The following is a 26,080-nucleotide window of genomic DNA, read 5'->3' as shown; positions in this document are numbered from 1 at the left end:
CCTCTTAAACGGCCGCCGCAGTGGCGTTATCAATTAAATCCAGCACGTCCTGCGCGGTACGGCAGGCACGTAAACGGTCAAAATTAGCTTCGTCATCAAACAGGTTAACGATCTGCATGATGCCCACCTCCTGGTGGGTGTTGGCATCGACAGCTGCCATGGTGATCAGAATGTCGACCGGGTCGTTATCTTCGTGGTTGAACACCAGCGGGGTTTTCAGCGTCACCAGCGCAAAACCGGTTTTCTTGACACCCTCTTCCGGGCGGCCATGCGGCATTGCCAGCCCCGGGGCAATCACAAAATAGGGGCCGTGCTGCGCCACGCCATCCAGGATGGCCTGGTAATAACGCGGCTCGACAACGTCCGCCTTAACCAGCAGGTCCACGCTCAGCTTCACCGCTTCCTGCCAGGTACTGGCTTCGGCCTGTAAAAGGATGGAGTTATTCTCAGCCAGCGAATCACGTAGTTTCATGTGGCATCCTTACTTCACGTCTTGTGGGAAGTGCTCTTTGATCACTTCCAGCAGTTTTGGCCCAAAATCCGCAGGCGACAGCATGTTGCGCACGCCTACCACGTATTTGTTGCCCGACACGCTAATCTCGCCGGCAATGTGCGTTGAAGCGATGATGATGTCCGCGCCGTTCAGTTCACTTTTGTATTCACCCACTGCGCAGCTGTTCACCGTGTGGTCAATGTTTGACTGGGTTAAAAACTGGTCCACTTTCATTTTCATGATCATGGAGCTTCCTTGCCCATTGCCACACACAGCCAGGATACGTACGGTCATAATCGAAACTCCTTAGTGAGCAGAAACTTCTGCTGTTTGTTTTTCCGCATCTTCTTCAGCTCGCAGCGAACGGCCAGCGAAGAACATATAAGTCAGTGCAATCAGGATGATGACGGCCATAAAGACCAGCCCGACGGACGCAAAGCCCTGCATCATCGGCGGCGCCAGAATTGACCAGTCCGCCATGCCCATCCAGGCGCTCATGCCGGTGAGCTTGACCGCCCACACGCACCCGAAGATTTCAACCATGCCCATCACCAGGCAGATCTTGAGCGCGGCGCGCCATCCGCCGAAGTGGTTAGCAAACACGCCGATAGTGGCGTTGGAGAAGAACATCGGGATAAAGCCAGGAATAATCAGGATTGAGGAGCCACAGCCCACCAGGATGCCGACCGCAATCAGCTGGCCGATGGTGCCCCACATAAAGCCCCAGACGACGGCGTTTGGCGCAAAGCTATAGATAGCCGCACAGTCAATCGCCAGCACCGCGCCAGGGATCAGGCGCTGAGAGATACCGTTGAACGCTTCCGACAGCTCGGCGACGAACATACGCACGCCCTGAGTGATGATGAAAATGGCCACGGCAAAGGAGAAACCGGTTTGCAGGATATAGACCGTCCAGTGGGTTTTACCCGCCATCACCTGCACCACGTCAATGCCAAAGGAGAGCAGGATGGCACCGAAGAAAAGGGTCATCACAATCGCCGTGGAGACGATGTTGTCGTGGAAGATATTCAACCAGCCAGGCAATTTGAGGTCTTCAACACTCTCCTCTTTTTTACCCAGGTACGGTGCAACTTTGTACGCAATCCAGGAGGCGAACTGCTGTTGGTGACCGATGGAGAAGCCGCAGCCGTCAGTAACGTCCTGCGTTGGCTTATACATCATGTTGGAGGTGATGCCCCAGTAAAGCGAGACCAGCACTGCCGTGCAGATGACCGTGGTCCACATTGGGTAGCCGAAGATATAGAGAGAAACGGCAATCAGCCCCGCCTGCTGGAACATGATGTGCCCGGTGAGCATGATGGTGCGAATACCGGTGATGCGGCGCAGGAGCACGTAAATGATGTTCAGCGCCAGCGCGAGCAGTACCGCATACCCAACCCAGCTGTACGCATCCCCCATGCGATCGATGGTGGCCATCATGGACGCGTAAGTGTCAGAGATGGCGCCGTTAATGCCATATACCTCTGACATTTTGGCAACAACCGGCTTAAACGTGCTGGTCAGAATGCCAGACCCCGCCTGCAACAGCATAAAACCAATGATGGTTTTGATGGTGCCTTTGATAATCACGCTGACGCTTTTGCGCAGCAGGATGTACCCCAGGCACGTCACGATACCCAGCAACAGCGGGGCGTTGGTCATTACCTGATTAAAGAAAACGGTAAAGACGTTGTAGAGGATCTCCATAACTCTCTCCAGAAAATGAGAACACGAGGGGCAATCCCTGTGTGGTTGGTGTCATCACTCTATTAATCACAAATAATCACCACAAGATTGCATTTGATTATTTGTGACGGATCACGCAATTTATTTCCATGGAGTTAGTAATGATTTTCACTACCGATCCAGAAAGATAAATAAATTCTTAATTTTCAATATATTAATTATATGTAGCGGTTATCTTAACAACGACGAGGTGTATTTTCTGTGATGTGGCGAGGGGAATTTTCCGCAAATCAGCCATTGCAAATCGATTCAAACAGTGCCAGCATTAATCACAACAAGTCACAGTATGATTACTTTTGATTAAAACCAGGAGTCAAACGATGAGTAAAGTGAAAACCATCACCCGTGAATCATGGATTTTGAGTACCTTTCCGGAGTGGGGTAGCTGGCTGAACGAAGAGATCGAGCAGGAACAGGTTGCTCCTGGCACATTTGCGATGTGGTGGCTGGGATGCACCGGGATCTGGCTGAAATCAGAAGGCGGCGCCAACATTTGTGTCGATTTCTGGTGCGGCACCGGCAAACAGAGCCACGGCAATCCACTGATGAAAAAAGGCCACCAGATGCAGCGTATGGCCGGCGTTGAAAAGCTCCAGCCGAACCTGCGCACCACGCCTTTTGTGCTTGATCCTTTCGCCATTCGCCAGATCGACGCCGTTCTCTCTACCCACGATCACAACGATCATATCGACGTGAACGTGGCGGCAGCGGTAATGCAAAACTGCGCGGACGACGTACCCTTTATCGGGCCGCAGACCTGCGTGGATTTGTGGATTGGCTGGGGCGTGCCAAAAGAGCGCTGCATCGTGATGAAGCCGGGCGACGTGGTGAAAATCAAAGACGTTGAAATTCACGCGCTGGATGCCTTTGATCGCACCGCGCTGATCACCCTGCCTGCCGACCAGAAAGCCGCAGGCGTACTGCCAGACGGGATGGACGAGCGCGCAGTGAACTACCTGTTCAAAACGCCTGGCGGTTCCCTGTATCACAGCGGTGACTCTCACTACTCCAACTACTACGCGAAGCACGGTAACGAGCACCAGATTGACGTGGCGCTTGGCTCTTACGGTGAAAACCCGCGCGGGATTACCGACAAAATGACCAGCGCGGACATGCTGCGCATGGCCGAAGCGCTGAACACCAAAGTGGTGATCCCCTTCCACCACGATATCTGGTCAAACTTCCAGGCCGATCCGCAAGAGATCCGCGTCCTGTGGGAGATGAAAAAAGACCGACTCAAGTATGGTTTCAAGCCGTTCATCTGGCAGGTTGGCGGCAAGTTCACCTGGCCGCTGGATAAAGACAATCTCGAGTACCACTACCCGCGTGGTTTTGATGATTGCTTCACCATTGAGCCAGACCTGCCGTTCAAGTCCTTCCTCTGATTGTGCAGCCCAATCGCCAGACACTGTGTCTGGCGATGTCATATTTAATTTAGTAATTTCATGCTATTTCAAATATCATCTTTTCAAATCAATTCTTTTCGGAATAGCTCATGACGGAAGCGCAACGGCATCAAATTTTACTGGAACTCCTGGCGCAAACAGGGTTTATCACCGTCGAGAAAGTGATCGAACGTTTAGGGATCTCCCCTGCTACCGCGCGGCGGGACATTAACAAGCTGGATGAAAGCGGCAAGCTGAAAAAAGTCCGCAACGGCGCAGAGGCCATCAGCCAGCAGCGTCCACGCTGGACGCCGATGAATATTCACCAGGCGCAGAATCACGATGAAAAGGTGCGGATTGCCAGAGCGGCATCACAGCTGGTGAATCCCGGGGAAAGCGTGGTGATTAACTGCGGCTCGACAGCGTTTTTACTGGGCCGAGAGATGTGCGGCAAGCCGGTGCAAATCATTACCAACTATCTGCCGCTGGCCAACTATCTCATTGACCAGGAACATGAAAGCGTGGTGATCATGGGGGGCCAGTATAACAAGAGCCAGTCCATAACCCTGAGCCCGCAGGACAGTGAAAACAGCCTCTACGCCGGGCACTGGATGTTTACCAGCGGCAAAGGCCTGACGGCGGATGGCCTGTATAAAACCGATATGCTCACCGCAATGGCAGAGCAGAACATGCTCAACGTGGTGGGTAAACTGGTGGTGCTGGTCGACAGCAGCAAGGTCGGTGAACGCGCCGGCATGCTTTTCAGCCGCGCCGAGCAAATCAGCATGGTGATCACCGGCAAAAACGCCAACCCCGAGATCCTCAGCAAGCTCGAGGATCAGGGTGTCACGGTGCTGCGCGTTTAAAGGTGCTGACGGAAAAACTCCACGGTGGCTTCCAGCGCAGCCGGAGTAATACGGTGCCGGACACCGGCACCCCACAGGCAGGTCAGATTGCTGTCCAGCCCTTCACGCTGTAGCGCCTGTTGCAGACGGAACGTTTCACCGGGCGGTACGACATCGTCGGCATCCCCATGCCACAGCAGCAGGGGACGATCGGCCAGCTGCGAAAGCGCATGGCTGACGTCCCATTCAGACAACAGGGCCTCAATCTCCTGAGGAGCCTGCGGCGGGAACAGCGTCTTTGCCAGTGACATAAAGTAGCCCGATCCCATCAGGCAAGCCACGGACGTCACCTCTGGATGCCTGGCCATGATCCCCAGCGCCGTCATTCCGCCCATTGATGCGCCTGCGACCGCCAGCCGTTTCCCCTCCACCAGCCCGGCCTGTAAAAGCGCGTCACGCAGCCCGGCGAACTCGGTCAGATTGCCGTGCAGCGTTTGCCAGAACAGCCCCAGCCGCGCCTGTTCATCGCCCGTAAAGCGTGCCCCATGATTCGGCGCATCAGGCATGACCACCCGGAAACCGGCCTGCGCCAGCGCGACGGCAAAATAGCTGTAGACCAGCTTTGAGGAGAGAAAACCATGATAGAAAACTACCGTCGGCAGCGGCTGTTCACCTTTACCAGCCGGAAAAGCATGGATGATTTCATGCTCACTAAGCAGGCGAGTTTCAATTTCAATCATTGTCGATCCTGTGCTGATGAATGATTCATAATGTTGAGAGCTGGATTACGGTTTCACGATATTTTCATTCGAAATCTACGTCCCAGATAACACTTCGGGAACATTCCCCCAAAACTAAATTCGCAGACCACTACACTATGGCTATCAGGAAAAGAGACAGGTTTATGCGCAGGCTTACCGCTTTATTGCTGGTCTCACTGCTCAGCGGATGTTCCGTATTGCAGGGTACTCCAGAACCGGCACCGCCGGTTACCGATCATCCTCAGGAGATTCGTCGTAATCAGACGGAAGGATTACAACGCCTGGGAACCGTATCCGCGATGGTTCGCGGTTCACCGGATGATGCAGAAGACGCAATTGAAGCACAGGCCGTTGCCGCAAAAGCAGATTATTACGTCATCACGATGATTGATGAAACCATTATTACGGGACAGTGGTATGCACAAGGCATTTTGTACCGTAAGTGAGCATCATCATTTGAACGACCTTTACACTGCTTTGCGTCCGTAGACATTTTCCTGTCCACAATAAACTCCATGCCAGCAACAATGGAAATGAGTTTATTCGCGAAGGATTGCCCGGCGGATACCGGAGACACGTGAAAAGGAGCTGACGATGAAACGAACCCTTGCTTTAACGACGCTATTGCTTTCAGCGGGCCTGCTGAGCACCACGGCGCAGTCGGCTGAATTTGCCAGCGCGGATTGCGTCACGGGCCTGAATGAGATTGGTCAGATCTCCGTCAATAATATCACGGGGAGTCCGCAAGACGTTGAACGTGTCGTCGCCCTGAAGGCGGATGAACAGGGCGCATCCTGGTATCGTATCGTCCAGATGCAGGAAGATCACCATGTTAATCACTGGCGCGTGCAGGCTATTCTTTATGCATAATCCCCTCCGATAAAAGCCACTTAATTTTAGTGGCTTTTCACTTTTGCAAATTTTTTATCTCTCCCGAAACCCAATAAAAACAAACGCGTAACATTCAGTTACATTAAACAGATAAACGTTCTCTCCGCTCTGCCGTTGAACAGCCATCACTTTTCAATAATGAGCAATTTATGATCACCTTTTTCCGCCGGGCAGGACTGGGCACGAAGCTATCGCTGCTAACAGGTGTAAGTGTCGCTACGCTTTTTTTGCTGTTCACTTTCCTGTTGAGCCACAACGCCAGCCAGCAGCTTGAAGATCTTGCGGTTGAAGACCTGCATAACCAGTCCACCGGCATGGTGGATATGGTAGAGATGTTCAACACCAGCCTGAGCGAAGAGGTTGAAAGCTATACCCGTCTGTTCACCACCTTTTTGCCACAGCCATTAAACAGCGACAGCAGCCAGAGCCGGACCATAAATGGGCTTACCGTTCCTTTGCTGAAAGGCGGCGAAACGGAGCTGCATGAAAACAATACGCTTTCTGATGACTTCCTGAGCCGAACGGGAGCCATCTCGACGCTGTTTGTCCGCAGCGGTAACGATTTTGTCCGCGTGGCGACGTCGCTGCGCAAAGAGAATGGCGACCGCGCCATCGGAACCGTTCTTGATACCACCAGCCCGGCATTTGCCGCCGTCACTAAAGGGGAGGTCTATCGTGGCCTCGCGCTGCTGTTCGGCAAGCGCTATATCACGCAGTACCAGCCTGTTAAGAATGCGGAAGGCCAGGTTATCGGGATTATCTTTGTCGGCGTGGACATCACCCATTCGTGGAACGTCATGCGCGAGAAAATCCTTAACCGTCGTCTGGGCGAGAGCGGTCACTTCTTTGTACTGGATCGCAGTAGCGGCAAAACGCGCGGACAGTATCTGTTCCATGCCAGCGAAGAGGGCAAACTGCCTAACTGGGACACGGCGACACAGCAGCAGCTTCTGAGTGATAAAGCCGGCACGCTGGAACGCGTGAGCGCGGATGGCCGTACGCTCAAAGTTGCCTACACGCCGCTGCCGGGCTGGAACTGGACCATCGTGGGTGAAGTGGATAAAGCCGTACTGCTTTCAAGCGTCACCACACTGCGCGATCGCTTCCTGATGGCGGGCGTGGTGCTATCCGTACTCTTCGCGGGCCTGTTCGTTATCCTCATTCGCCGGATGCTAACCCGCCCACTGCGCGAGGTGATCGCGCTTGCCCGGCAGTATGCCGCAGGCGATCTGCGCGCCAGCCTGCCGGTTACCCGCCAGGATGAAGTCGGCCAGCTGATTGACGCCATCAACGGGATCGGGGAAGGCCTGCAAAAAATTGTGTTGCAGGTCCGCGAGGCCGCAAGCGAGATCCATCTGGGGACTAACGCGCTGGCTTCAGACACCGGCGAGATCTCTGAACAGATCAACAAGCAGGCCAGCAGCGTTGAGGAGACCTCCGCCAGCATGGAGCAATTAGCCGCCACCGTGCAGCAAAATGCCGCCAACATGGAGCAAACGCAGCAGCTGGTGGGTGAAACCTCGCGCGCGGTGCATCAGGGTGGAGAGACGGTGACCCACGCAGTCTCCACCATGGATGATATTCGCGATGCATCGAAACGCATTGAAGACATCACCCGCGTGATTGAGTCCATCGCTTTCCAGACCAATATCCTGGCGCTCAATGCGGCGGTTGAGGCGGCGCGGGCGGGCGAGCACGGGAAAGGTTTCGCAGTGGTGGCGCAAGAGGTACGCGCCCTGGCCGCACGCAGCGCCAACGCGGTAAAAGAGATTGAACAGCTGATTGGCGACACGCTGAACAAGGTGAGCGAAGGCCATGCGTTGTCTGAGCAGACGCGTCTGGCAATGGATGCCATCATTGTTCATATCGATAACATCAGCCAGCTTGTCACCGAGATCAACCACGCCTCCCGCGAGCAGTCGGCGGGAATTGGACAGGTGAATCTGGCGATGACGCACATCGGTGAGGCATCGCACATCAATGCCGATCGCATCTCACGCAGCGAGCAGACAGCACAGACGCTGCGCGAGAAGGGTTCACATCTCACCCGGCTGGTGAGCCTGTTCCAGCTGAAGGCTTAACCGACCCGGCCCGTGGCGCGCAGCAGCAGGTCGTTTTGCACCTGCTCGCTCATCAGCGTGCCGCCCCGGGTATCCAGCATCATGCGGCACCACGCCTGCGCCACGGGCGGCGATGCGTGCCGCAGCATTTGACTTCCGGCCCCGAGTAAAAAGAGCTGCTGCGCGATCTCCCTGCCCTGCGCTTCCTGCGGTTTCCGCAGCTTCTGCTGTAGCTGACGCCAGCTGCGATCGAAGTGCCTGTCCTGGCCTTTTACCTGCGCGAAATCATCGGCGAGCAGGTCGAGAATGCCCGACTGCTTCGCCAGCACGCGCAGTACATCCAGGCACATAATATTGCCAGAGCCTTCCCAGATGCTGTTGACGGGCATTTCACGGTACAACCGCGGAAGCTCACTCTCTTCGCAATAGCCTGCACCGCCCAGCACCTCCATTGCCTCTGCCACAAACGGTATGCCCGCTTTGCAGACGCTGTATTTTGCCGCCGGAGTGAAAAGCCGCGCCCATGCGGCTTCCTGTGGGTCGTTGCGGTTGTCCCACGCCCGGGCGAGTCGGAACAGCAGTGCCGTGTGTCCCTCCAGCACCAGCGCCATACGGCTTAGCACGTCGCGCATTAACGGCTGGTCGATCAGATTTTTGCCGAAGGTCTGCCGCTGATGGGCATGATAAAGCGCCACCGAGAGCGCACGGCGCATCAGTCCGTGACTGCCCAGCGCGCAGTCAAAGCGCGTCAGCCCGCCCATCTTCAGAATTTGCCGGACGCCTTCCCCCTCTTCGCCCAGCAGCCAGCCGGAAGCATCAAGAAATTCAGCCTCACTGCTGGCATTTGAGCGGTTGCCGAGCTTGTCCTTCAGACGCTCAAGGCGCACGGCATTACGTTGCCCGTCGGGTAAGAAACGCGGGACAAAAAAGCAGGACAACCCGCCCTTCGCCTGCGCCAGCACCAGATGCGCATCGCTCTGCGGCACGGAGAAAAACCATTTGTGCCCCACCAGCCGGTAACTGCCATCGCTGCATTTCTCTGCTTTGGTAGTATTACTGAGTACGTCCGAACCGCCCTGCTTTTCCGTCATCCCCATGCCGATCAGCAGGCCGCGCTTTTGCGCCCCCGGCGCAAGATGGGGGTCGTAGCGATCGCTCATCAGCGGCGTTAACCACTCATGAAACGGTTTGGGCAGCGACTGTTGCAACAGCGGCGTGGCCGCAAAGGTCATGGTCACCGGGCAAAGCGTTCCCGCCTCCACCTGAGCATGAAGTACGAAACGCGCGGCCCTGGCGACGAACGATCCTTTCCGCGCCTCCTCCTCCCACGCCAGGTTGTGCACCCGGTTGGCGCAAAGCCCCTGCATCAGAAGATGCCATGCCGGATGAAAGCGGACGTCATCCAGCCTCGCTCCCGTGGCGTCATAACGCAGCAGCTCCGGCGGATTAACGTTCGCCAGTCTGCCCAGCTCCAGCGACTCTGCCGTACCCAACTGCTGGCCGATGCTGGCAAGAAGATCCACATCCCACTCAGCCCCTTCGCGCGCTACCGCATCGCGCAGGGCGCAATCAGAGAGAAAAAGGTTGCTGTTCGATAGCGGTGCAGGTTGATTAAAAACGGTATGTGTCTGCCAGTGCATGCTGTCTCCCTCCTTTCATTGGCAATAAAGGTAAGTATGGACAGAGGGCATGCACGCTGCATGGGAGGGGGGTCACATGATGACGATCGTGTTGATATCATTCGTGAAATAGCTCACAGAACATAAGAATAAACTATTTCATTACTTCACTAATGCTGAATAATTTATTCTTACCCCGTTTTTGTGAGGATCGTTATGCAACAGGATGCGCACAAGCGTGCATTAATTGCAGGCTCCATCGGTAATTTCATCGAGTGGTATGAATTTGCGGTTTACGGTTTTCTGGCAACGGTGATTGCCAGAAACTTCTTCCAGCTTGAGGGGGAAGCGGAGCTCACCAGCCTGATCCTCACCTGGGCCTCATTCGCCATCGCTTTCTTCTTCCGCCCGCTGGGTGCGGTGGTCTTTGGCCGCATTGGCGACAGGATTGGCCGTAAACCGACGCTGATTATTGTGCTGGTATTGATGACGCTCGCCACCGCTGCCATCGGTATTGTGCCGGTCTACGCCAGTATCGGGATTGCCGCGCCGCTGATCGTTACACTCCTGCGTATTCTGCAAGGACTGTTCGCGGGCGGTGAGTATGGCGGCGCGGTCTCGTTGATGACGGAGTTCGCCCCGCGCGGCAAGCGCGGTCTTTACGGGGCATGGCAGTCCTTCACCGTGGCGCTCGGGCTGTTAGCAGGCGCAGGCATTGTCGCGTTGCTCTCTGCCCTTCTCTCCCCTGAAGCCTTGCACGACTGGGGCTGGCGCATTCCGTTCTTCCTGGCGTTGCCGATGGGTGCGGTCGCGCTATGGCTGCGGGTAAGCATGGAAGAGACACCGAGCTTTGTGCAGCAACGGGAAAAACCGGTTGTTACTCAGGCCAGCACCGCCGCCACGTTCAAAACCATTCTGATGGGCATTGGTCGCGTGATGGTCTGGTCTGCGGCGGGTTATACCTATCTGGTGATTATGCCGACCTATCTGCAATCTGCGCTGCACACCGGTTTTAACCAGGCGCTGCTGATTGCGGTGATTTCTAACATTGGGTTTGCGCTCACGATCATTCCGTCGGGCATGCTGAGCGACAGGATCGGGCGGCGGACGGTGATGATTATCGCCACCGTGCTCCTGCTGATCCTCGCCCTGCCGCTGCTGAAAATTTTGCAGGCGGAGTCCAGCACGCTGGCTGTCAAAGCGATTGTGGTGTTGATTGCGGGAGGACTGGTTGGGATGCTGGCAGGGCCGGGGCCGGCTATGCTGTCTGAGATGTTCCCGACGCGCGTGCGTTATACCGGGCTGGGGCTGGCCTATTCTCTGTCGAATGCGATCTTCTCGGGCTGTGCGGGGCTGATCATTACCGGGCTGATTAAAGAGACGGGCAATCTGGATATTCCGGCCTACTACGTGATGGCAACGGCGGTGGTGAGTATTTTCGCGCTGATGACGTTGAGGAAGGATGACCATTTACGGTCTCTGGAGGAGTGAACCTCAGAGCTGGGGTTTTCACCCCAGCTCAAATTAACCCGCTATATAGTGCGGGATAAAACGCGAAGTATCTTTCGTGATCAACGATCCGTCTTCACGAATACCGATTCCCGCAGGTTCATCATCGATCACCCAACTTCCTATCAAGGTATAGCTGTTGCCAAAACGCGGTAACGCCTGGAAACCCTGATAAATCATAGGTTCGTTTGCATAATCCCCTGCTTCACTCTCAATGATATTGCGCTGCGCGTCGAAAATAGTCACATTTCCCCCTTCCCGCGAAAACAAGGGCTTACGAACTATCGGAACGCCTTTTGGAATCGACGTTAACTCATTCTCAAACCACGCAGGAAGAAGGTTGGGATGGCCCGTAAAAAAGCGCCACAAGAGGGGCAAAATACCCTTATTACTAATGATGCTTTTCCAGAGCGGCTCTAACCACTGCTCTCTTCTCGCGCAGAGAAGTGGACCATTTTCATCACGCATCATCCACTCCAGAGGGTAGAGCTTAAACGCACGGCGGATCACGTTATCGTCAATGTCCGTTAAAAATCCGCCGGTGCCCAGGCCAATATCATCCATATAGATAAAGCGGGTGTTCACCCCGGCCTGGACGGCACAATCTTCCAGATAAAGAAGCGTGCCGCGATCCTCCTCACTCTCTTTGCAGCAGCAGAAGTAAAGTGGAATATCGGTGGCTAATTCTTCAAAGCGAGCAACAAGCTTATCCTGAATGGAATTAAACTGATCGGCGTCTCGCGGAATGATCCCGGAGCGACGAGCGTCTTCCATCCATTGCCACTGAAAGTAGGCTGACTCATACAAGGACGTCGGCGTGTCGGCATTGTATTCCAGCAGTTTGACGCGACCTTCTTCAGTCCAGACAAAGTCCATACGGCCATACAGTGAAGGCTCCTGGCTGTCCCAGCTTTCCGCAATGGCATCCCAGTAAAGCGGCGGGATGGCCAGCTGCCTCATCAGTTCTTCACTTTTTACCGCACGATCCACCACATCCAGACACATTTGATGGAGTTCAGCCGTGGGTTTTTCTATTCGTTCTTCAATTTGCTGTAACGTAAAACGATAGGCTCGGCTTTCATCCCAGTAAATTTCATCGTCGATGATATGAAAATGAAAACCATGGTCGTGGGCAATTTTGTCCAGCCCCGGACGAACAGGGACGTCATGACGTAACATAATTATCCCCCCCAGCTTCCACGCGCACTGGATGAGCGCCCATATCCACCACGAGAAATGGTTGATACGCGTTTTGTTGTATAGCCCATTTGACTACTGGCCTGCTTACCGGAGTGCCAGACATAGGATGAAGAACTCCGCCACACAGGACGGGAAGAGTAAAATGAACCTCCGCTTGTATACCTGTACCCTTCATCAGCGTCTTCTCTGACTTTTTTATTAAGTAAGAATCCTGACAGAACCGGTATCCAGCTATTTTCGATATTGTCGTAATAGCAGTTCTCGAATTGACGTATACAGTCTTCCCTGGACATTTTTTTCGGCATATCTGCTTCAAATTTAGCTTTCGCATTGTTCCATGCATCGCTGCAAACCTGAGCGCTATTGCCATCGTCAACGCACGCTTGCGGCGATGCGTAAAACACGCCATCACCGTCATTATCATCAGCCGAACTATCGCACCCCTTCAGGGCGATAAATGCTGCACCGCCCATAATTGCCAGCGTCAAATACTTCCCGCTTTTGCGCTTTGAGGGTGAAGAGCGGAACGCTGCATTTTGGCTTCCTGATGCAGATCGAATCGGATTAGACTTCCGTGTTTTTTTCTTTTTAGCCATGTTCATTTATTACCATGTCATGCAGGCAGCATTTAAGATCCCGCCAGCCAGTGCTGCCATCCCCATAAATAAACCTGCGGCGTAGTGGCGGTTAACGATTTTTTCACTGATGTTTGGCATATAAATGCGTACGCAGCCATACACCAGTAACTGTACGACTAACGCAACGCATCCCCATATCAGGTAATCCGGCATGCTAACCGAGTTTACGGCAGCGCTGGACAGAGGAATCACATACCCCAATAGCGTGCCACTGAATGCTGCCGCCGCCGCCAGGTTATTTTCTTTAATCAGTTTCCATTCATCATGTGACGTTATTCTTGAGTAGATGAATAAGAATATGACGGTCATCGCCAGACCGGTTAAGAAGTAAGAAAGAAAAGCAAATAATGAACCCAGCATGGTTTACACCCCCAGAAAGTTAACCAACAATGTTTAGCGAAGTGAGTGGAATATCCACACCTACGGCATACGAAAAGATCCACTCTGGCTCGCTATTATCACAAAATGTCTCTTCGCCAGTAAGCAAAAGGTACTCATACAGATCGGCAGTCGCCTCCCTCTGATAGGCCATCATGAAATTATGCACATCCCATTTTTCGTTCTGGTTATTTTCAACGTGTTCCAGCAGGTAAACCGGTTCAACGTTCCCCTCCTCATTCTCGTTAAATATTCTTGTCCAGTCTCGTTCATTCCATTGCAGACTGGGTCTGCCAATTAAAGCTGCACCGATCTCTTTTTGCCATTGTTTCTCCGACGTAATACCAAAGCTATCCTGATAAATAAAAAGCTTAATATCATCAATATTTTCCCTTTCCATACCACCAGTAGTATTTATCTGCAAAAACTCATCGCCAGACGTGTAATAACGATAAATACGACAACCCGCGCCAGCTTCAATCACGCTGCTAGCTGCAATGGTATATTCCTCTGCTGGTAGTTGAGTCAAAAAACGGGCGGACAGGCGAAATGTCAGCGTATCAAGTGTAAACGCCGCACGTTGATGTAATCCCAATGGGCCACGCTTCACTGGCTGAGGTGTTTTATTAAATAAATTAAAAAATAAGTTCCGCATGACTTTTCCCTATGTTCTGCCAGCACACCTCATTCGACGAAATGCGACTATTGCCGATTAAATGCAACCACATTCCTCCTCTAACCTCTGTGGAGATCACAGGGTTAAGCTCCATACCACGACCATTTTTACAGTGGCTAATCCCCAGCACCGTCGCATCATGTTGCAGTTTCATGTAATGCATTAACGCACCATAAGGAATACAGGAAACCGATGTGGGTACCATTAGCGCGTAACCTGTATCACCCAGCATCGGGTTCATGATTGATGCTACGGATTGTGAAGAGCCAGGATCCTGGATCGAACGGGAAAGCTGTTCGGCTGAAAGATTGCGAACAATCTCAATTGTCGGGCAATGGGTCTCCAGTAAGCTTGCGTAGCGTTCATCCTCAAGATAAGCAACGATATGGCAATGCGCTGGCGCATCATTTACCAGCGAGAGTGTGGCCGTAAAGGTTTGTTCATCGGTGCTGGCAAAAATGACTACACATGAACAATTTACTAACCCCATCCGTTTTTGCTCTTTCGGATCGCTGTAGTTACTTACTTTGAGAAAATCGACATATAAATTATCGGATAAAGGATGCGCTATATCCTGCTGCTCACACAACACTACGCGACTAAAAACCCGCTGCTCATCATAAAGCAGCAATGAGATCATTTTCTCTGTCTGATGACCACGCCAGCCAATCACCAAAACATGATTACGTAGAGAATGAAAATCGCCCATTCCTGCTATTCCTTTAGCTAATAATTCCTGCACCAATGCAATGATTTTGCCCATCAGCGCGCCGAAAAGGCCAACGCCAATAGGGATTTGCCAGAGAGCTGTGAACAACTTCCCTGCTTCGCTCTGAGGACTCAAATCGCCAAAGCCAATCGTCGCCCCAACCACTGAGCTGTAATAAACAAAATCACTTATCCGACCAATGAGGGTCGTCTCTCCCAGCCAACGAAAGACAATAAAGCAAAGCAAATAATGCCCGGCAAACAAGCACAGCAGCGCTGTCCAGGTAAGCCGGAATAAATGTTGCCTGCAAACATTCACGACCCAGGAGAGAAACATTACGGAGCCTGCGTAAGTTTTAACCGTTCAAGAACCGCCTGTGCGGAGCTTGTTCCTGTGGTACCCACGCCTGCCTGCGCGAGTTTCTCTTCAAGCTCACGTCCATCCGCCACTTTTTCCAGTTGCGCTGCCGCCTCCAGTCTCGCCTGACGTTCAGCCTGACGCGTCTGAAGTCTTTTTAAAGACTCTGCGGCCGTCGTTACGTTCGATGTTGCTCCGACCGTTGACGTCGTCACGGCCTGTTGCGCCCGCTGCATGGCTTCCGTGGCTTTCACAACCTCCAGCTGCTGTTCAAACTGATTAATACGTTGTGAAGTAATAGCTACGGCTTTTTCAATATTATTTCTTGAGGTTTCAAGAGAGTCCAACACCTGCGCTTCACGAGTAATGGTATTCTCAAGTCGGGCGATTTCCTCTGCAACCTCGTTTAGCAGCGCAGCATCAATATTCTTGCTCATTCCCTCTATCGCTCGTGACTCAAGATATTGCTTCCGCTCCCGCAACTCGGAAAGCTTGTCATTACTGAGCTTTACCCGGGCAAGCAGATCAACCCGGGATTTGCCTGCTTTATCAAGCTCAGCTTTTGCATCCCGGATGTGCTGCTCCAGCATCCGAACGCCCTGCGCTTCTTCTATCGCTTCATCGGCCTGATTGAGTAGTGATTTACCCAGTGTAAAAAGATTCTTCAAGATGCCCATACCTTTCCCTTACCTGTTAATTTATAAATTCTTGTGTAAGCTCAGCCAAATCCAGCGCATTCTCCGCAAGGGTTGTGATTTCCAGAATAATATCCTCAAGAGAAGAACTTATGGATAAGGCACCAAAAGCGACATAATATTCATCATGTTGAATTTGCGAAATTCCAACAGACGATAAGGGAAGCATTTTTTGATTACGTAATAAGAAGAGATTGAAGTCAGCCTGGCGCTTAATGTCATTAACAGGACAAATATAGGTTTCAATGATAATTTGCTGGGATGTAATAAAAATACTTAATGGCAAATCGCCATATTCATTCATTTTTATAATAAGTACATCATTGTTATTTTTTAAATCAATATAAATATCGCGCCGGCGCGACAATTCATCGGCAAGCGATGAGAGAGACCATCTCATAATTTCATCCATGTATTAGTTTTAAAGATATTTATAAAAGCTGAAATCACTTCGGCCGTTATATTACCAGCCAGGACATAAAAAAAGCCACCCGAAGTGGGTGGCTTTTTTTTATAGTTTACTCGTTAGCTACGCTGACGCACCGCTTCAAACAGGCAGATACCCGTCGCAACAGAAACGTTCAGGGACGATACGCTGCCCGCCATCGGGATGCTGATCAGCTCATCGCAGTGCTCGCGCGTCAGACGACGCATACCTTCGCCTTCCGCTCCCATCACCAGCGCCATACGGCCAGTCATTTTGCTCTGGTACAGGGTGTGATCCGCTTCACCGGCTGTTCCTACGATCCAGATATTTTCTTCCTGCAACAGACGCATGGTGCGCGCCAGGTTAGTCACGCGGATCAACGGGACGTTTTCCGCCGCGCCGCAGGCGACTTTTTTAGCGGTAGCGTTAAGCTGCGCGGAGCGATCTTTTGGCACAATCACCGCATGCACGCCTGCTGCATCGGCGCTACGCAGGCACGCGCCCAGGTTGTGCGGGTCGGTTACGCCATCGAGGATCAGGAAGAACGGGTTATCCAGCTCAGCGATCAGATCCGGCAGATCGTTCTCCTGATACTGACGGCCCGGCTTCACGCGCGCGATAATGCCCTGGTGTACAGCACCTTCGCTTTTCTCATCCAGATACTGGCGGTTCGCCAGCTGGATCACGACGCCCTGCGCTTCCAGCGCGTGGATCAGCGGCATCAGACGTTTGTCTTCACGCCCTTTCAGAATAAAAACTTCCTGAAAACGCTCCGGCGCGCGCTCCAGCAGGGCCTGCACCGCGTGGATGCCGTAAATCATTTCACTCATTGATGGTTCTCGTAATAAATATTTTCCCTCTCCCCGTTGGGGAGAGGGTCAGGGTGAGGGGAAATTACTCCGCCTGCTGTTTCTTCGCCGCGCGCTTCGCTTTGGTTGCGGCCGCTATTTTTTGGGTCTTGGTCGACGGTTTTTTCGCTTTACGAGCGTCTTTTTTCGCCGCCTTGGGCTTCTGCTGCTTCTCGCCACGGAAGGCGCTGTCTGGCTCAAAGTTTACTCTTTTACCTGCCTGACGTCGCTTGCCGCCCGCTTTACCGTTGCCGCCTTTTTTCGCTTTCTCACGCTCGGTTTTCCCGACGTTACGCGGAGCCCGTTCGCTGGAGATGAGGCTGAAGTCGATTTTACGGTCGTCCATATTCACGGCTTCAACCTTCACTTCCACCCGATCGCCCAGACGGTAGGTCTGACCGCCGGATTCACCGATCAGACGTTGTCCGACCTGGTCGAAGCGGTAGTAATCGTTATCAAGGCTGGAAACGTGCACCAGACCGTCGATAAACAGCTCATCCAGACGTACGAAGAAGCCAAAGCCGGTGACGCTGGCAATCACGCCTTTAAAGACGTTACCCACCTGATCCAGCATAAAGTCACACTTCAGCCAGTCCGCCACGTCGCGCGTCGCTTCATCCGCACGACGCTCGGTCATGGAACAATGCTGGCCCAGTTGCAGCATCTCGTCCATGGAGTAGTGATACCCTCCGGTTTCGGTCGTGTTGCCTTTATGACCCTGCTCGTGCGCCAGCAGATACTTGATCGCACGGTGCAGGGACAGATCCGGATAACGGCGAATCGGCGAGGTAAAGTGCGCATACGACTGTAACGCCAGACCAAAGTGGCCCCGGTTTTCCGGATCGTAAATCGCCTGCTTCATGGAACGCAGCAGCATGGTTTGCAGCATTTCCGCGTCAGGACGATCGCTGATGGATTCCAGCAGCTCGGCATAATCGCGTGGCTCAGGCTTATTGCCGCCAGGCAGTTCCAGGCCGAGTTCGGCCAGCACGGAACGGAACGAGGTTACGGCTTCCGTGGTTGGCTTATCGTGAATACGGAACAGAGCAGGCTCTTTGGCTTTCTCAACGAAACGTGCCGCCGAGATGTTCGCCAGGATCATACACTCTTCAATCAGCTTGTGCGCATCGTTACGCTGAGTCTGCTCGATTCGCTCGATACGACGCTCAGCGTTAAAGATGAATTTCGCCTCTTCACTCTCAAACGAGATCCCACCGCGCTCTTCGCGCGCCTGATCCAGCGTTTTGTAGAGGTTGTGCAGCTCTTCGATGTGTTTGACCAGCGGCGCGTACTGTTCGCGAAGATCCTGATCGCCCTGCAACATATGCCAGACCTTGGTATAGGTCAGGCGCGCATGAGAACTCATCACCGCTTCGTAGAACTTATAGCCCGTCAGACGTCCCTTGCTGGAGATGGTCATTTCGCAGACCATACACAGGCGGTCCACCTGCGGGTTGAGGGAACACAGGCCGTTCGAGAGCACTTCTGGCAGCATCGGTACAACCTGCGACGGGAAGTAGACCGACGTACCGCGGCTGCGCGCTTCGTTATCCAGCGGCGTGTGTGGACGTACGTAATAACTCACATCCGCGATAGCCACCCACAGACGCCAGCCACCACCGCGTTTTTTCTCACAGTACACGGCATCATCGAAGTCGCGGGCGTCTTCACCATCAATGGTGACCAGCGGCAGATCGCGCAGATCCACGCGGCCTGCTTTGGACTCTTCCGGCACTTCTTCACGCAGGTTTTCGATCTGGTCTTCAACCGCTTTCGGCCAGACGTAAGGAATTTCATGGGTGCGCAGCGCCATATCAACGGCCATGCCGGTGCCCATGTTATCGCCCAGCACTTCGACGATTTTACCTACCGCTTTGGTACGGCGGGTCGGGCGCTGGGTAAGTTCAACCACTACCACAAAGCCCATGCGTGCGCCCATCACCTCTTCAGGCGGGATGAGAATGTCGAAGCTCAGACGGCTGTCGTCCGGCACCACAAAGCCTACGCCCGCATCGGTAAAGTAACGGCCTACAATCTGGCTGGTTTTCGGCACCAGCACGCGGACCACGCGCGCTTCGCGGCGGCCTTTACGATCTGCACCCAGCGGCTGCGCCAGGATCTGGTCGCCGTGAATACACATCTTCATCTGTTCGGATGAGAGGTACAGGTCGTCTTTACGGCCTTCCACGCGCAGGAAGCCGAAGCCATCGCGATGACCAATAACGGTGCCTTTCAGCAGATCGAGGCGTTCTGGCAGCGCGTAGCACTGGCGACGAGTAAAGACCAGCTGGCCGTCGCGCTCCATGGCGCGCAGGCGGCGGCGAAGGGCTTCAATTTGCTCTTCACCCTCAATGTTTAATTCAACGGCAAGTTCTTCACGATTGGCGGGTTTTTCGCGTTTTGTTAAGTGTTCAATGATGAACTCGCGGCTGGGGATAGGATTCGCGTATTTTTCGGCTTCGCGTTCCTGGAAAGGATCTTGTGACATGTCGGTTCCTCCGTTGTCAGCTCCGGTGGAAATTTTCTTCATTCCACCAGCAATAATTTATAAAGCGGTTGATTCTCTTCAACCAAATCGGCCAGCGTGTAGTTATCCAGTTCCTTGAGAAAACTTTGCACGGCCTTTGAAAGCGCCTGTTTCAGGCGGCAAGCGGGCGTAATGTGGCAAAACGCACTGCTACAGTTCACCAGAGATAGCGGCTCCAGTTCACGTACCACATCGCCGATACGGATACTCTGTGCCGGTTTACCGAGACGGATCCCTCCATTCTTCCCGCGGACGGCAGCAACGTATCCGGCACGACTAAGTTGATTGATTATTTTGACCATATGATTACGGGACACACCGTACACCTCTGTGACTTCAGAGATGCTGGTCATCTTCCCATCGGGTAACGACGCCATGTAAATCAGCGCGCGTAAGCCGTAATCGGTGAAACTTGTTAACTGCACATCAACCTCAGGAAAAAGGGAAAACGCGGTCAAACCGCAGAGATATTCATTAATGATGATAAACCAGCCAGATAGTTAGCGGCTAATTTATTTGACAGACGGGGCGAAAAAGCGGAGATCCAGGAGCGGTCGCCGGATGGCGCTGCGCTTATCCGGCCTGCGGGTTTCCCCGCAGGCCAGCAGTCACGAAGATTATGCGTCGAACGGGTCGCGCAGGATCATCGTTTCAGTACGATCCGGGCCGGTAGAAATAATATCGATCGGCACTTCGGTCAGTTCTTCAATACGCTTAATGTAGTCCAGCGCAGCTTTTGGCAGGCCACTACGTTCTTTCACACCGAAGGTGGTCTCAGACCAGCCCGGCATGGTTTCGTAGATTGGCTCAATGCCTTCCCAGTCGTCAGCGGCCAGCGGAGTGGTAGTCACTTCGCGACCATCTGGCAGACGGTAGCCCACGCAGATTTTCACTTCTTTCAGGCCGTCCAGTACGTCCAGCTTGGTCAGGCAGAAGCCAGACAGGGAGTTGATCTGCACAGCACGACGCACGGCAACGGCGTCCAGCCAGCCGGTACGACGACGACGACCGGTGGTTGCGCCAAACTCGTTACCCTGCTTGCAGAGGAACTCGCCGGTTTCATCAAACAGCTCGGTCGGGAATGGACCTGCACCCACGCGAGTGGAGTACGCTTTGATGATGCCCAGAACGTAATCCACATAACGTGGGCCCAGGCCGGAGCCGGTTGCCACGCCACCCGCGGTGGTGTTAGAGGACGTTACATACGGATAGGTACCGTGGTCGATGTCCAGCAGGGTACCCTGCGCACCTTCAAACATGACGAAATCGCCACGCTTGCGCGCCTGGTCCAGCAGATCGGACACATCAACAACCATGCCGGTCAGAATGTCAGCAATCGCCATGACGTCATCCAGCACTTTCTGGTAGTCAACGGCTTCAGCTTTATAGAAATTCACCAGCTGGAAGTTGTGATATTCCATCACTTCTTTCAGTTTTTCAGCGAAGGTCGCTTTGTCGAAGAGGTCGCCCACGCGCAGACCGCGACGAGCCACTTTATCTTCGTATGCCGGGCCGATGCCACGACCGGTAGTGCCGATCGCTTTCGCGCCACGCGCTTTTTCACGCGCCACGTCCAGCGCCACATGATAGTCCAGGATCAGCGGGCAGGCTTCGGAGAGCAGCAGACGCTCACGAACAGGGATACCACGGTCTTCCAGACCTTTCATCTCTTTCATCAGCGCAGCTGGAGACAGCACAACGCCGTTACCGATGATGCTGGTGACGTTTTCGCGAAGAATGCCTGATGGAATAAGATGGAGGACGGTTTTTTCACCGTTGATTACGAGAGTATGGCCTGCGTTGTGACCGCCCTGGTAGCGTACAACATATTTAGCCCGTTCAGTCAGAAGATCGACAATCTTCCCTTTACCTTCGTCACCCCATTGGGTGCCCAGTACGACGACGTTGTTACCCATTTTTTTCAAAATCACCGTTTGCTTAAAAATGGATTCTACCATCGCTTTTTCAGATATACAGCACTTTTTGACCCTAAAATATGCCGATTGCGGTTAGTTTTTGATCAGCCAATCGTTTTCCTCAACATGTAGTAGATAACGATACCGGCAACCACAAGTCCACCACCAAAACGACGCAAAATATTGTCCGGAAGTTGGCTCATGGTCGCGATCATCCGTCGCCATGCGCGTGGATAGAGCATCGGGCCGAGGCCTTCCAGCACCAAAACCAAAGCCAGTGCGAGCCAGATCGTTGAATTCATTTTTCATCCTTATAAAAGAAAACCACCGCTCCGTGAAGAGCGGTGGTTTGAATACTCAAACGAGCCTGAGTTTATCGCGTTGCGTTAGTCGGCGTCTTCATATAACGGAAGAAATCGCTGTCCGGGCTGAGTACCATCACATCCTGGTTGCTCTGGAAGCTATTCTCGTAAGCACGCAGGCTACGGATAAAGGCGTAGAAGTCGGGATCCTGGCTGAAGGCATCGGCAAACAGCTTCGCGGCTTCGGCATCGCCTTCACCACGCAGGATACGGCCCTGACGCTCAGATTCCGCCAGCGTCTTGGTCACTTCGTAGTCCGCTGCGGCACGCAGTTTCTCGGCCTCTTCCTGACCCTGTGAACGGTGACGACGGGCTACCGCTTCACGCTCGGCGCGCATACGGTTGTAGATCGCCTCGGACACCTCCGCTGGCAGGTTGATCTGCTTGATACGCACGTCAACCACTTCGATACCCAGTGCAGCCATACTGTTCGGGTTGATCACCGGTACTTTACCGTTGGTTTCAGCCTGAACGCGTTCAGCCGCTTTGGCAATCGCGTCATCCGCTGCCGGTGTTTCCACTTCGTCTTCGGTACCCGCTGTACCTGAGTTCAACGCATCACGCACTTCCAGGGTCAGACGACCTCGGGAGTCGGTCACGATGTCTTTTACATCCAGACGACCAATTTCAGAACGCAGACGGTCAGAGAACTTACGTTTCAGCAGCACTTCTGCCTGAGAAACATCACCACCGCCGGTTGCCAGGAAGTAGCGGCTGAAGTCGCTGATACGCCATTTGATGTAGGAATCAACGATCAGGTCTTTCTTCTCTTTAGTCACGAAACGGTCGGCCTGGTTATCCATGGTCTGGATACGTGCGTCGAGCGTTTTGACTGACTGAATGAAAGGCACCTTGAAGTGCAGACCCGGCTCGTAGATCACCGGACGCTTGTCGCCGTCACGCACGACGCTGCTAAACTGGAACTTGATCCCACGTTCGCCCTCTTTCACCACAAAGATGGAGGTGTAGAGCACGACCAGTGCGATGATGATGATCGCAATAACTGACTTACGCATCCTTATTCCCCCTGACGCTGGTAGTCGTTACGCTGCGCGTTAGCACGGCGTTGGTCCATAATGTCACCATCGTTCGAAGAAGGCGTTGTGTTCGCGCTGGAGCTGCCAGACGAGGCTGGCGGCAGACGCAGCAGGTTGTTGGCTCCGCTGTTGTCTTTTGCTGCCGGTGCAGAACCGCCTTTAAGCATCTGATCCAGCGGCAGGACCATCAGGTTTCCGCCTTTGTTGTCGTTAACCAGCACTTTACGCGTATGGCTCAGCACTTTTTCCATGGTCTCGATATAGAGACGCTCACGGGTAATTTCCGGCGCGGCTTTATATTCCGGCAGGATCTTCGCGAAGCGAGCCACTTCACCCTGTGCTTCCAGGATGGTCTGGGTCTTATACGCGCGCGCTTCTTCCAGAATACGCTGCGCCTGACCATTTGCACGCGGCTGAACTTCGTTGGTGTACGCTTCCGCTTCACGGATGTACTGCTGTTCGTTTTCACGCGCGGCAATCGCATCGTCAAACGCCGCTTTCACCTCTTCCGGCGGACGTGCAGCCTGGAAGTTGACGTCCAGCAGGGTGATACCCATGTTGTACGGACGGATGGTCTCTTCCAGCTCGCGCTGGGTATCGCTACGAATAACGGTACGACCTTCGGTCAGGATACGGTCCATGGTGTATTTACCGATCACGCCACGCAGGGCGCTGTCGGTCGCCTGACGCAGGCTGTCATCCGCGCTGGTCACGCTAAACAGATAACGCTCAGGATCGGTCACGCGGTACTGGACGTTCATCTCAACGCGCACCACGTTTTCGTCAGAGGTCAACATCACGCCAGACGCCGCCAGTTCACGGACGGACTCCACGTTCACTGCGGTCACGTTATCAATGAAGGTCGGTTTCCAGTTCAGGCCCGGCTCAACCAGATGGCTGAACTTACCGAAACGGGTTACCACGCCGCGCTCTGCTTCTTTAATGGTGTAGAACCCGCTGGCTGCCCAGATGATGACTACCGCCGCGGCCACAATGCTTACTACGCGGCCACCCATAGGCGGGCGCGGACTCTGAGTGGAGTTGCCACCCGAGCCAGAACCTTTTCCTCCGCCAAGGCCACCAAGCTTTTTGCTCAGTTTGCGGAAGATATCATCCAGATCCGGCGGCCCCTGCTCGCGACCACCTTTGTTGCCATTTCCCCCAGAGTTGCCGCCTTGATTATTGCTGCTTCCCCACGGGTCGCGGTCTTGTCCGTTATTACCGGGCTGATTCCACGCCATGTATATGCTCCATATTTGTTATGCAAGGGCGAATTTTTCAGGCTTCCCCTTTCTGATCAGACGATATAGTCCGCCAGCGCAGGTTCTTGTTTACAGAGGCGACGCCAGTCAACGATCGGCATACGCACCTGCATCCCCACGCTGCCGTCATCCTCCATCCACTCTTTTTCTATCGCCTGAAGCTGATAAAACCGGCTACGCAGCCTGCCTTCCTGTGGCGGCAGTCGCAGCGTGTGCTGAGCTACCTCACCGGAAAGACGTTCTGTCAAAGCCTGGAAAAGCAGTGGCACACCAATCCCGGCCTGAGCAGATAGCCAGACCCGAATTGGTTTGTTCTCTTCATCTCGGTCGATACGCGGTTCGAAATCGTCCAGCATATCGATCTTGTTCATCACCAACAGGGTGGGAATTTCGTGGGCGTCAATCTCTTCGAGCACCACATTCACCGCGTCGATGTTCTCCTGCACGCGTACGTCAGCCGCATCAATCACGTGCAGCAGCAGGGTCGCCTGACGCGTCTCCTGCAACGTCGCTTTAAACGCCGCCACCAGATCGTGCGGCAGATGGCGGATAAACCCTACGGTATCCGCCAGTACCGTTTCACCGACGTCTGCGACGTCAATACGGCGCAGCGTAGGGTCCAGGGTCGCAAACAGCTGGTCTGCGGCATACACCTGGGCCTCGGTTATCTGGTTAAACAGGGTGGATTTACCGGCGTTGGTATAGCCCACCAGCGACACCGTTGGGATGTCGGCTTTGGTTCGCGCCCGACGCCCCTGTTCGCGCTGTTTCTCAACACGCTCCAGACGAGAAAGGATCTGGGTTATACGGCCACGCAGCAAACGACGGTCGGTTTCGAGCTGGGTTTCACCCGGGCCACGTAAACCAATCCCGCCTTTTTGTCTTTCAAGGTGTGTCCAGCCACGCACCAGACGCGTCGCCAGATGGCGCAACTGCGCCAGCTCAACCTGCAACTTACCCTCGTGGGTACGCGCACGCTGAGCAAAAATATCTAAGATCAACCCCGTGCGATCGATAACACGACATTCGCAGAGAGCTTCCAGGTTACGTTCCTGAGCCGGAGACAGCGCATGATCAAACAGCACGACTGATGCGCCGGTTGCTTTTACGGCATCCGCAATTTCAACTGCTTTACCTTCACCAACAAAGTACTTCGGGTGCGGCGCTTTACGGCTACCGGTAATCACCTGCATTGCTTCGACACCGGCGGAAGAGACCAGAGATTCAAACTCCTGGAGGTCTTCCATATCTTTGTCTTGCGAAAAATAGATGTGTACCAGCACCGCCTGCTCACCGGCGTCATAACGGTCAAACAAGCGTAAACCTCTCTAAAAAGATCAGCGGGGAACGCAGGATCCCTGGCTCCCCGTGTGGAAAACAGCCCAAAACCTTATTCGGTTTCTTCGCTGTCCTGCGCAGGAGCAGATGAACCCTGCGCGTTGCTGCCATGATGGTAGTTACTGCCAGTGCCGCCGCCAGCGTTATTGCTGTGATGAGATACCGGACGGGACGGAACAACAGTAGAAATCGCGTGCTTATAGACCATCTGGCTGACCGTGTTTTTCAACAGGATCACGAACTGATCGAAAGACTCAATCTGACCTTGCAGCTTAATACCATTCACCAAATAAATAGAAACTGGAACACGCTCCCGACGCAATGCGTTCAGGAACGGATCTTGTAAAGATTGCCCCTTAGCCATTCTATCTTTTCCTTATATGCTTGTTTTGTACTTAGAA

At 53.6% G+C, this 26,080-nt stretch carries 27 protein-coding genes; 6 read left to right on the top strand and 21 right to left on the bottom strand.

The features are described from left to right. Positions 1-4: 4 nt before the first annotated feature. Genes ulaC through ulaA form a run of 3 tightly spaced genes read right to left on the bottom strand, consistent with a single transcriptional unit; the run spans position 5 to position 2,200 of the window. The gene (gene ulaC / locus ACQG0S_RS02250) at positions 5-472 is read right to left on the bottom strand and encodes a PTS ascorbate transporter subunit IIA (protein ID WP_003856024.1); all 468 of its coding nucleotides are present in this window, start codon (positions 470-472) and stop codon (positions 5-7) included. A gap of 9 nt (positions 473-481) precedes the next feature. Next, positions 482-787, bottom strand: a complete 306-nt coding sequence (gene ulaB, locus ACQG0S_RS02245) for a PTS ascorbate transporter subunit IIB (protein ID WP_003856022.1) — start codon at positions 785-787, stop codon at positions 482-484. 12 nt (positions 788-799) lie between these two features. Beyond that, positions 800-2,200 (bottom strand): PTS ascorbate transporter subunit IIC, encoded by a 1,401-nt coding sequence (ulaA, locus tag ACQG0S_RS02240; protein ID WP_023305301.1) that lies wholly within the window; start codon positions 2,198-2,200, stop codon positions 800-802. Between the two features lie 359 nt (positions 2,201-2,559). Here ulaA and ulaG point away from each other — a divergent pair, with 359 nt between their 5' ends. Beyond that, the gene (gene ulaG / locus ACQG0S_RS02235) at positions 2,560-3,624 is read left to right on the top strand and encodes an L-ascorbate 6-phosphate lactonase (protein ID WP_023299142.1); all 1,065 of its coding nucleotides are present in this window, start codon (positions 2,560-2,562) and stop codon (positions 3,622-3,624) included. Positions 3,625-3,734: 110 nt separating this feature from the next. Beyond that, positions 3,735-4,490: an HTH-type transcriptional regulator UlaR gene (ulaR, locus tag ACQG0S_RS02230; RefSeq protein ID WP_003856014.1), complete on the top strand. Its 756-nt coding sequence runs from the start codon at positions 3,735-3,737 to the stop codon at positions 4,488-4,490. Here the strand turns inward: ulaR and yjfP are convergent. Further along, positions 4,487-5,209: an esterase gene (gene yjfP / locus ACQG0S_RS02225; RefSeq protein ID WP_023299141.1), complete on the bottom strand. Its 723-nt coding sequence runs from the start codon at positions 5,207-5,209 to the stop codon at positions 4,487-4,489. The two genes, ulaR and yjfP, sit on opposite strands and share 4 nt — an antisense overlap. Positions 5,210-5,346: 137 nt before the next feature. On the opposite strand from yjfP, the gene bsmA reads away from it, so the two are divergent. The 3 genes from bsmA to ACQG0S_RS02210 all read left to right on the top strand — a co-directional run bounded on the left by bsmA (position 5,347) and on the right by ACQG0S_RS02210 (position 8,202). Next, the gene (gene bsmA, locus ACQG0S_RS02220) at positions 5,347-5,676 is read left to right on the top strand and encodes a biofilm peroxide resistance protein BsmA (protein WP_003856011.1); all 330 of its coding nucleotides are present in this window, start codon (positions 5,347-5,349) and stop codon (positions 5,674-5,676) included. A gap of 148 nt (positions 5,677-5,824) precedes the next feature. Then, the gene (gene yjfN, locus ACQG0S_RS02215; RefSeq protein ID WP_003856009.1) at positions 5,825-6,100 is read left to right on the top strand and encodes a DUF1471 family protease activator YjfN; all 276 of its coding nucleotides are present in this window, start codon (positions 5,825-5,827) and stop codon (positions 6,098-6,100) included. 170 nt (positions 6,101-6,270) lie between these two features. After that, entirely contained in the window at positions 6,271-8,202 is a 1,932-nt protein-coding gene (locus tag ACQG0S_RS02210; protein ID WP_048966062.1) for a methyl-accepting chemotaxis protein, read from the top strand. Here ACQG0S_RS02210 and ACQG0S_RS02205 read toward each other — a convergent pair. Then, positions 8,199-9,821, bottom strand: a complete 1,623-nt coding sequence (locus tag ACQG0S_RS02205; protein ID WP_048966063.1) for an isovaleryl-CoA dehydrogenase — start codon at positions 9,819-9,821, stop codon at positions 8,199-8,201. The genes ACQG0S_RS02210 and ACQG0S_RS02205 overlap by 4 nt on opposite strands. 195 nt (positions 9,822-10,016) lie before the next feature. Between ACQG0S_RS02205 and ACQG0S_RS02200 the strand changes: the two genes are divergently transcribed. Continuing rightward, a complete protein-coding gene (locus tag ACQG0S_RS02200; protein ID WP_015572471.1) occupies positions 10,017-11,291 on the top strand; it encodes an MFS transporter in 1,275 nt (424 codons plus the stop codon). Positions 11,292-11,324: 33 nt separating this feature from the next. Here the strand turns inward: ACQG0S_RS02200 and ACQG0S_RS02195 are convergent, their stop codons facing one another. The 16 genes from ACQG0S_RS02195 to hfq form a co-directional block, all read right to left on the bottom strand. Beyond that, positions 11,325-12,488, bottom strand: a complete 1,164-nt coding sequence (locus tag ACQG0S_RS02195) for a glutathionylspermidine synthase family protein (protein ID WP_048966064.1) — start codon at positions 12,486-12,488, stop codon at positions 11,325-11,327. Positions 12,489-12,490: 2 nt separating this feature from the next. Continuing rightward, on the bottom strand, positions 12,491-13,105 hold the full coding sequence (locus ACQG0S_RS02190) for a DUF1190 domain-containing protein (protein ID WP_074126402.1): 615 nt from the start codon (positions 13,103-13,105) through the stop codon (positions 12,491-12,493). A 9-nt stretch (positions 13,106-13,114) separates the two neighbouring features. Next, complete coding sequence (locus tag ACQG0S_RS02185) at positions 13,115-13,507, bottom strand: DUF350 domain-containing protein (protein ID WP_047052621.1); 393 nt, start codon at positions 13,505-13,507, stop codon at positions 13,115-13,117. A 19-nt stretch (positions 13,508-13,526) separates the two neighbouring features. Further along, on the bottom strand, positions 13,527-14,180 hold the full coding sequence (locus ACQG0S_RS02180; RefSeq protein WP_048966066.1) for a DUF2491 family protein: 654 nt from the start codon (positions 14,178-14,180) through the stop codon (positions 13,527-13,529). Then, positions 14,161-15,246: a potassium channel protein gene (locus ACQG0S_RS02175; RefSeq protein ID WP_048966067.1), complete on the bottom strand. Its 1,086-nt coding sequence runs from the start codon at positions 15,244-15,246 to the stop codon at positions 14,161-14,163. The genes ACQG0S_RS02180 and ACQG0S_RS02175 overlap by 20 nt, the downstream gene beginning before the upstream one ends. Continuing rightward, positions 15,246-15,944, bottom strand: a complete 699-nt coding sequence (locus ACQG0S_RS02170; protein ID WP_048966068.1) for a PspA/IM30 family protein — start codon at positions 15,942-15,944, stop codon at positions 15,246-15,248. Before ACQG0S_RS02170 ends, ACQG0S_RS02175 begins: the two co-directional genes overlap by 1 nt. Positions 15,945-15,960: 16 nt before the next feature. Continuing rightward, positions 15,961-16,362 carry a YjfI family protein gene (locus ACQG0S_RS02165; RefSeq protein ID WP_048966069.1) on the bottom strand — a complete coding sequence of 134 codons (402 nt, stop codon included), beginning with the start codon at positions 16,360-16,362 and terminating at the stop codon, positions 15,961-15,963. Positions 16,363-16,487: 125 nt separating this feature from the next. Further along, entirely contained in the window at positions 16,488-17,219 is a 732-nt protein-coding gene (gene rlmB / locus ACQG0S_RS02160; protein ID WP_048966070.1) for a 23S rRNA (guanosine(2251)-2'-O)-methyltransferase RlmB, read from the bottom strand. 64 nt (positions 17,220-17,283) lie between these two features. Further along, positions 17,284-19,725: a ribonuclease R gene (rnr, locus tag ACQG0S_RS02155; protein ID WP_032625192.1), complete on the bottom strand. Its 2,442-nt coding sequence runs from the start codon at positions 19,723-19,725 to the stop codon at positions 17,284-17,286. Positions 19,726-19,763: 38 nt separating this feature from the next. Further along, the gene (nsrR, locus tag ACQG0S_RS02150) at positions 19,764-20,189 is read right to left on the bottom strand and encodes a nitric oxide-sensing transcriptional repressor NsrR (RefSeq protein ID WP_003855998.1); all 426 of its coding nucleotides are present in this window, start codon (positions 20,187-20,189) and stop codon (positions 19,764-19,766) included. A gap of 192 nt (positions 20,190-20,381) precedes the next feature. Continuing rightward, entirely contained in the window at positions 20,382-21,680 is a 1,299-nt protein-coding gene (locus ACQG0S_RS02145) for an adenylosuccinate synthase (RefSeq protein ID WP_032621775.1), read from the bottom strand. A 104-nt stretch (positions 21,681-21,784) separates the two neighbouring features. Further along, positions 21,785-21,982, bottom strand: a complete 198-nt coding sequence (locus tag ACQG0S_RS02140) for a DUF2065 domain-containing protein (protein ID WP_003855996.1) — start codon at positions 21,980-21,982, stop codon at positions 21,785-21,787. A gap of 71 nt (positions 21,983-22,053) precedes the next feature. Further along, a complete protein-coding gene (gene hflC / locus ACQG0S_RS02135) occupies positions 22,054-23,058 on the bottom strand; it encodes a protease modulator HflC (protein WP_022646821.1) in 1,005 nt (334 codons plus the stop codon). Between the two features lie 2 nt (positions 23,059-23,060). Then, positions 23,061-24,320, bottom strand: coding sequence for an FtsH protease activity modulator HflK (gene hflK, locus ACQG0S_RS02130; protein ID WP_022646820.1), 1,260 nt, complete (start codon positions 24,318-24,320; stop codon positions 23,061-23,063). 56 nt (positions 24,321-24,376) lie between these two features. Continuing rightward, a complete protein-coding gene (gene hflX, locus ACQG0S_RS02125) occupies positions 24,377-25,657 on the bottom strand; it encodes a ribosome rescue GTPase HflX (protein WP_003855991.1) in 1,281 nt (426 codons plus the stop codon). A gap of 74 nt (positions 25,658-25,731) precedes the next feature. Continuing rightward, positions 25,732-26,043, bottom strand: a complete 312-nt coding sequence (gene hfq / locus ACQG0S_RS02120; protein WP_006810391.1) for an RNA chaperone Hfq — start codon at positions 26,041-26,043, stop codon at positions 25,732-25,734. Positions 26,044-26,080 lie beyond the last annotated feature (37 nt).

It is taken from the genome of Enterobacter cloacae complex sp. 418I7, assembly GCF_050030705.1.
GTDB classification, from domain to species: Bacteria; Pseudomonadota; Gammaproteobacteria; order Enterobacterales; family Enterobacteriaceae; genus Enterobacter; species Enterobacter intestinihominis.
Note: the sequence above shows the minus strand (reverse complement) of the source record. Positions and strands in the feature narration are given on the sequence as shown.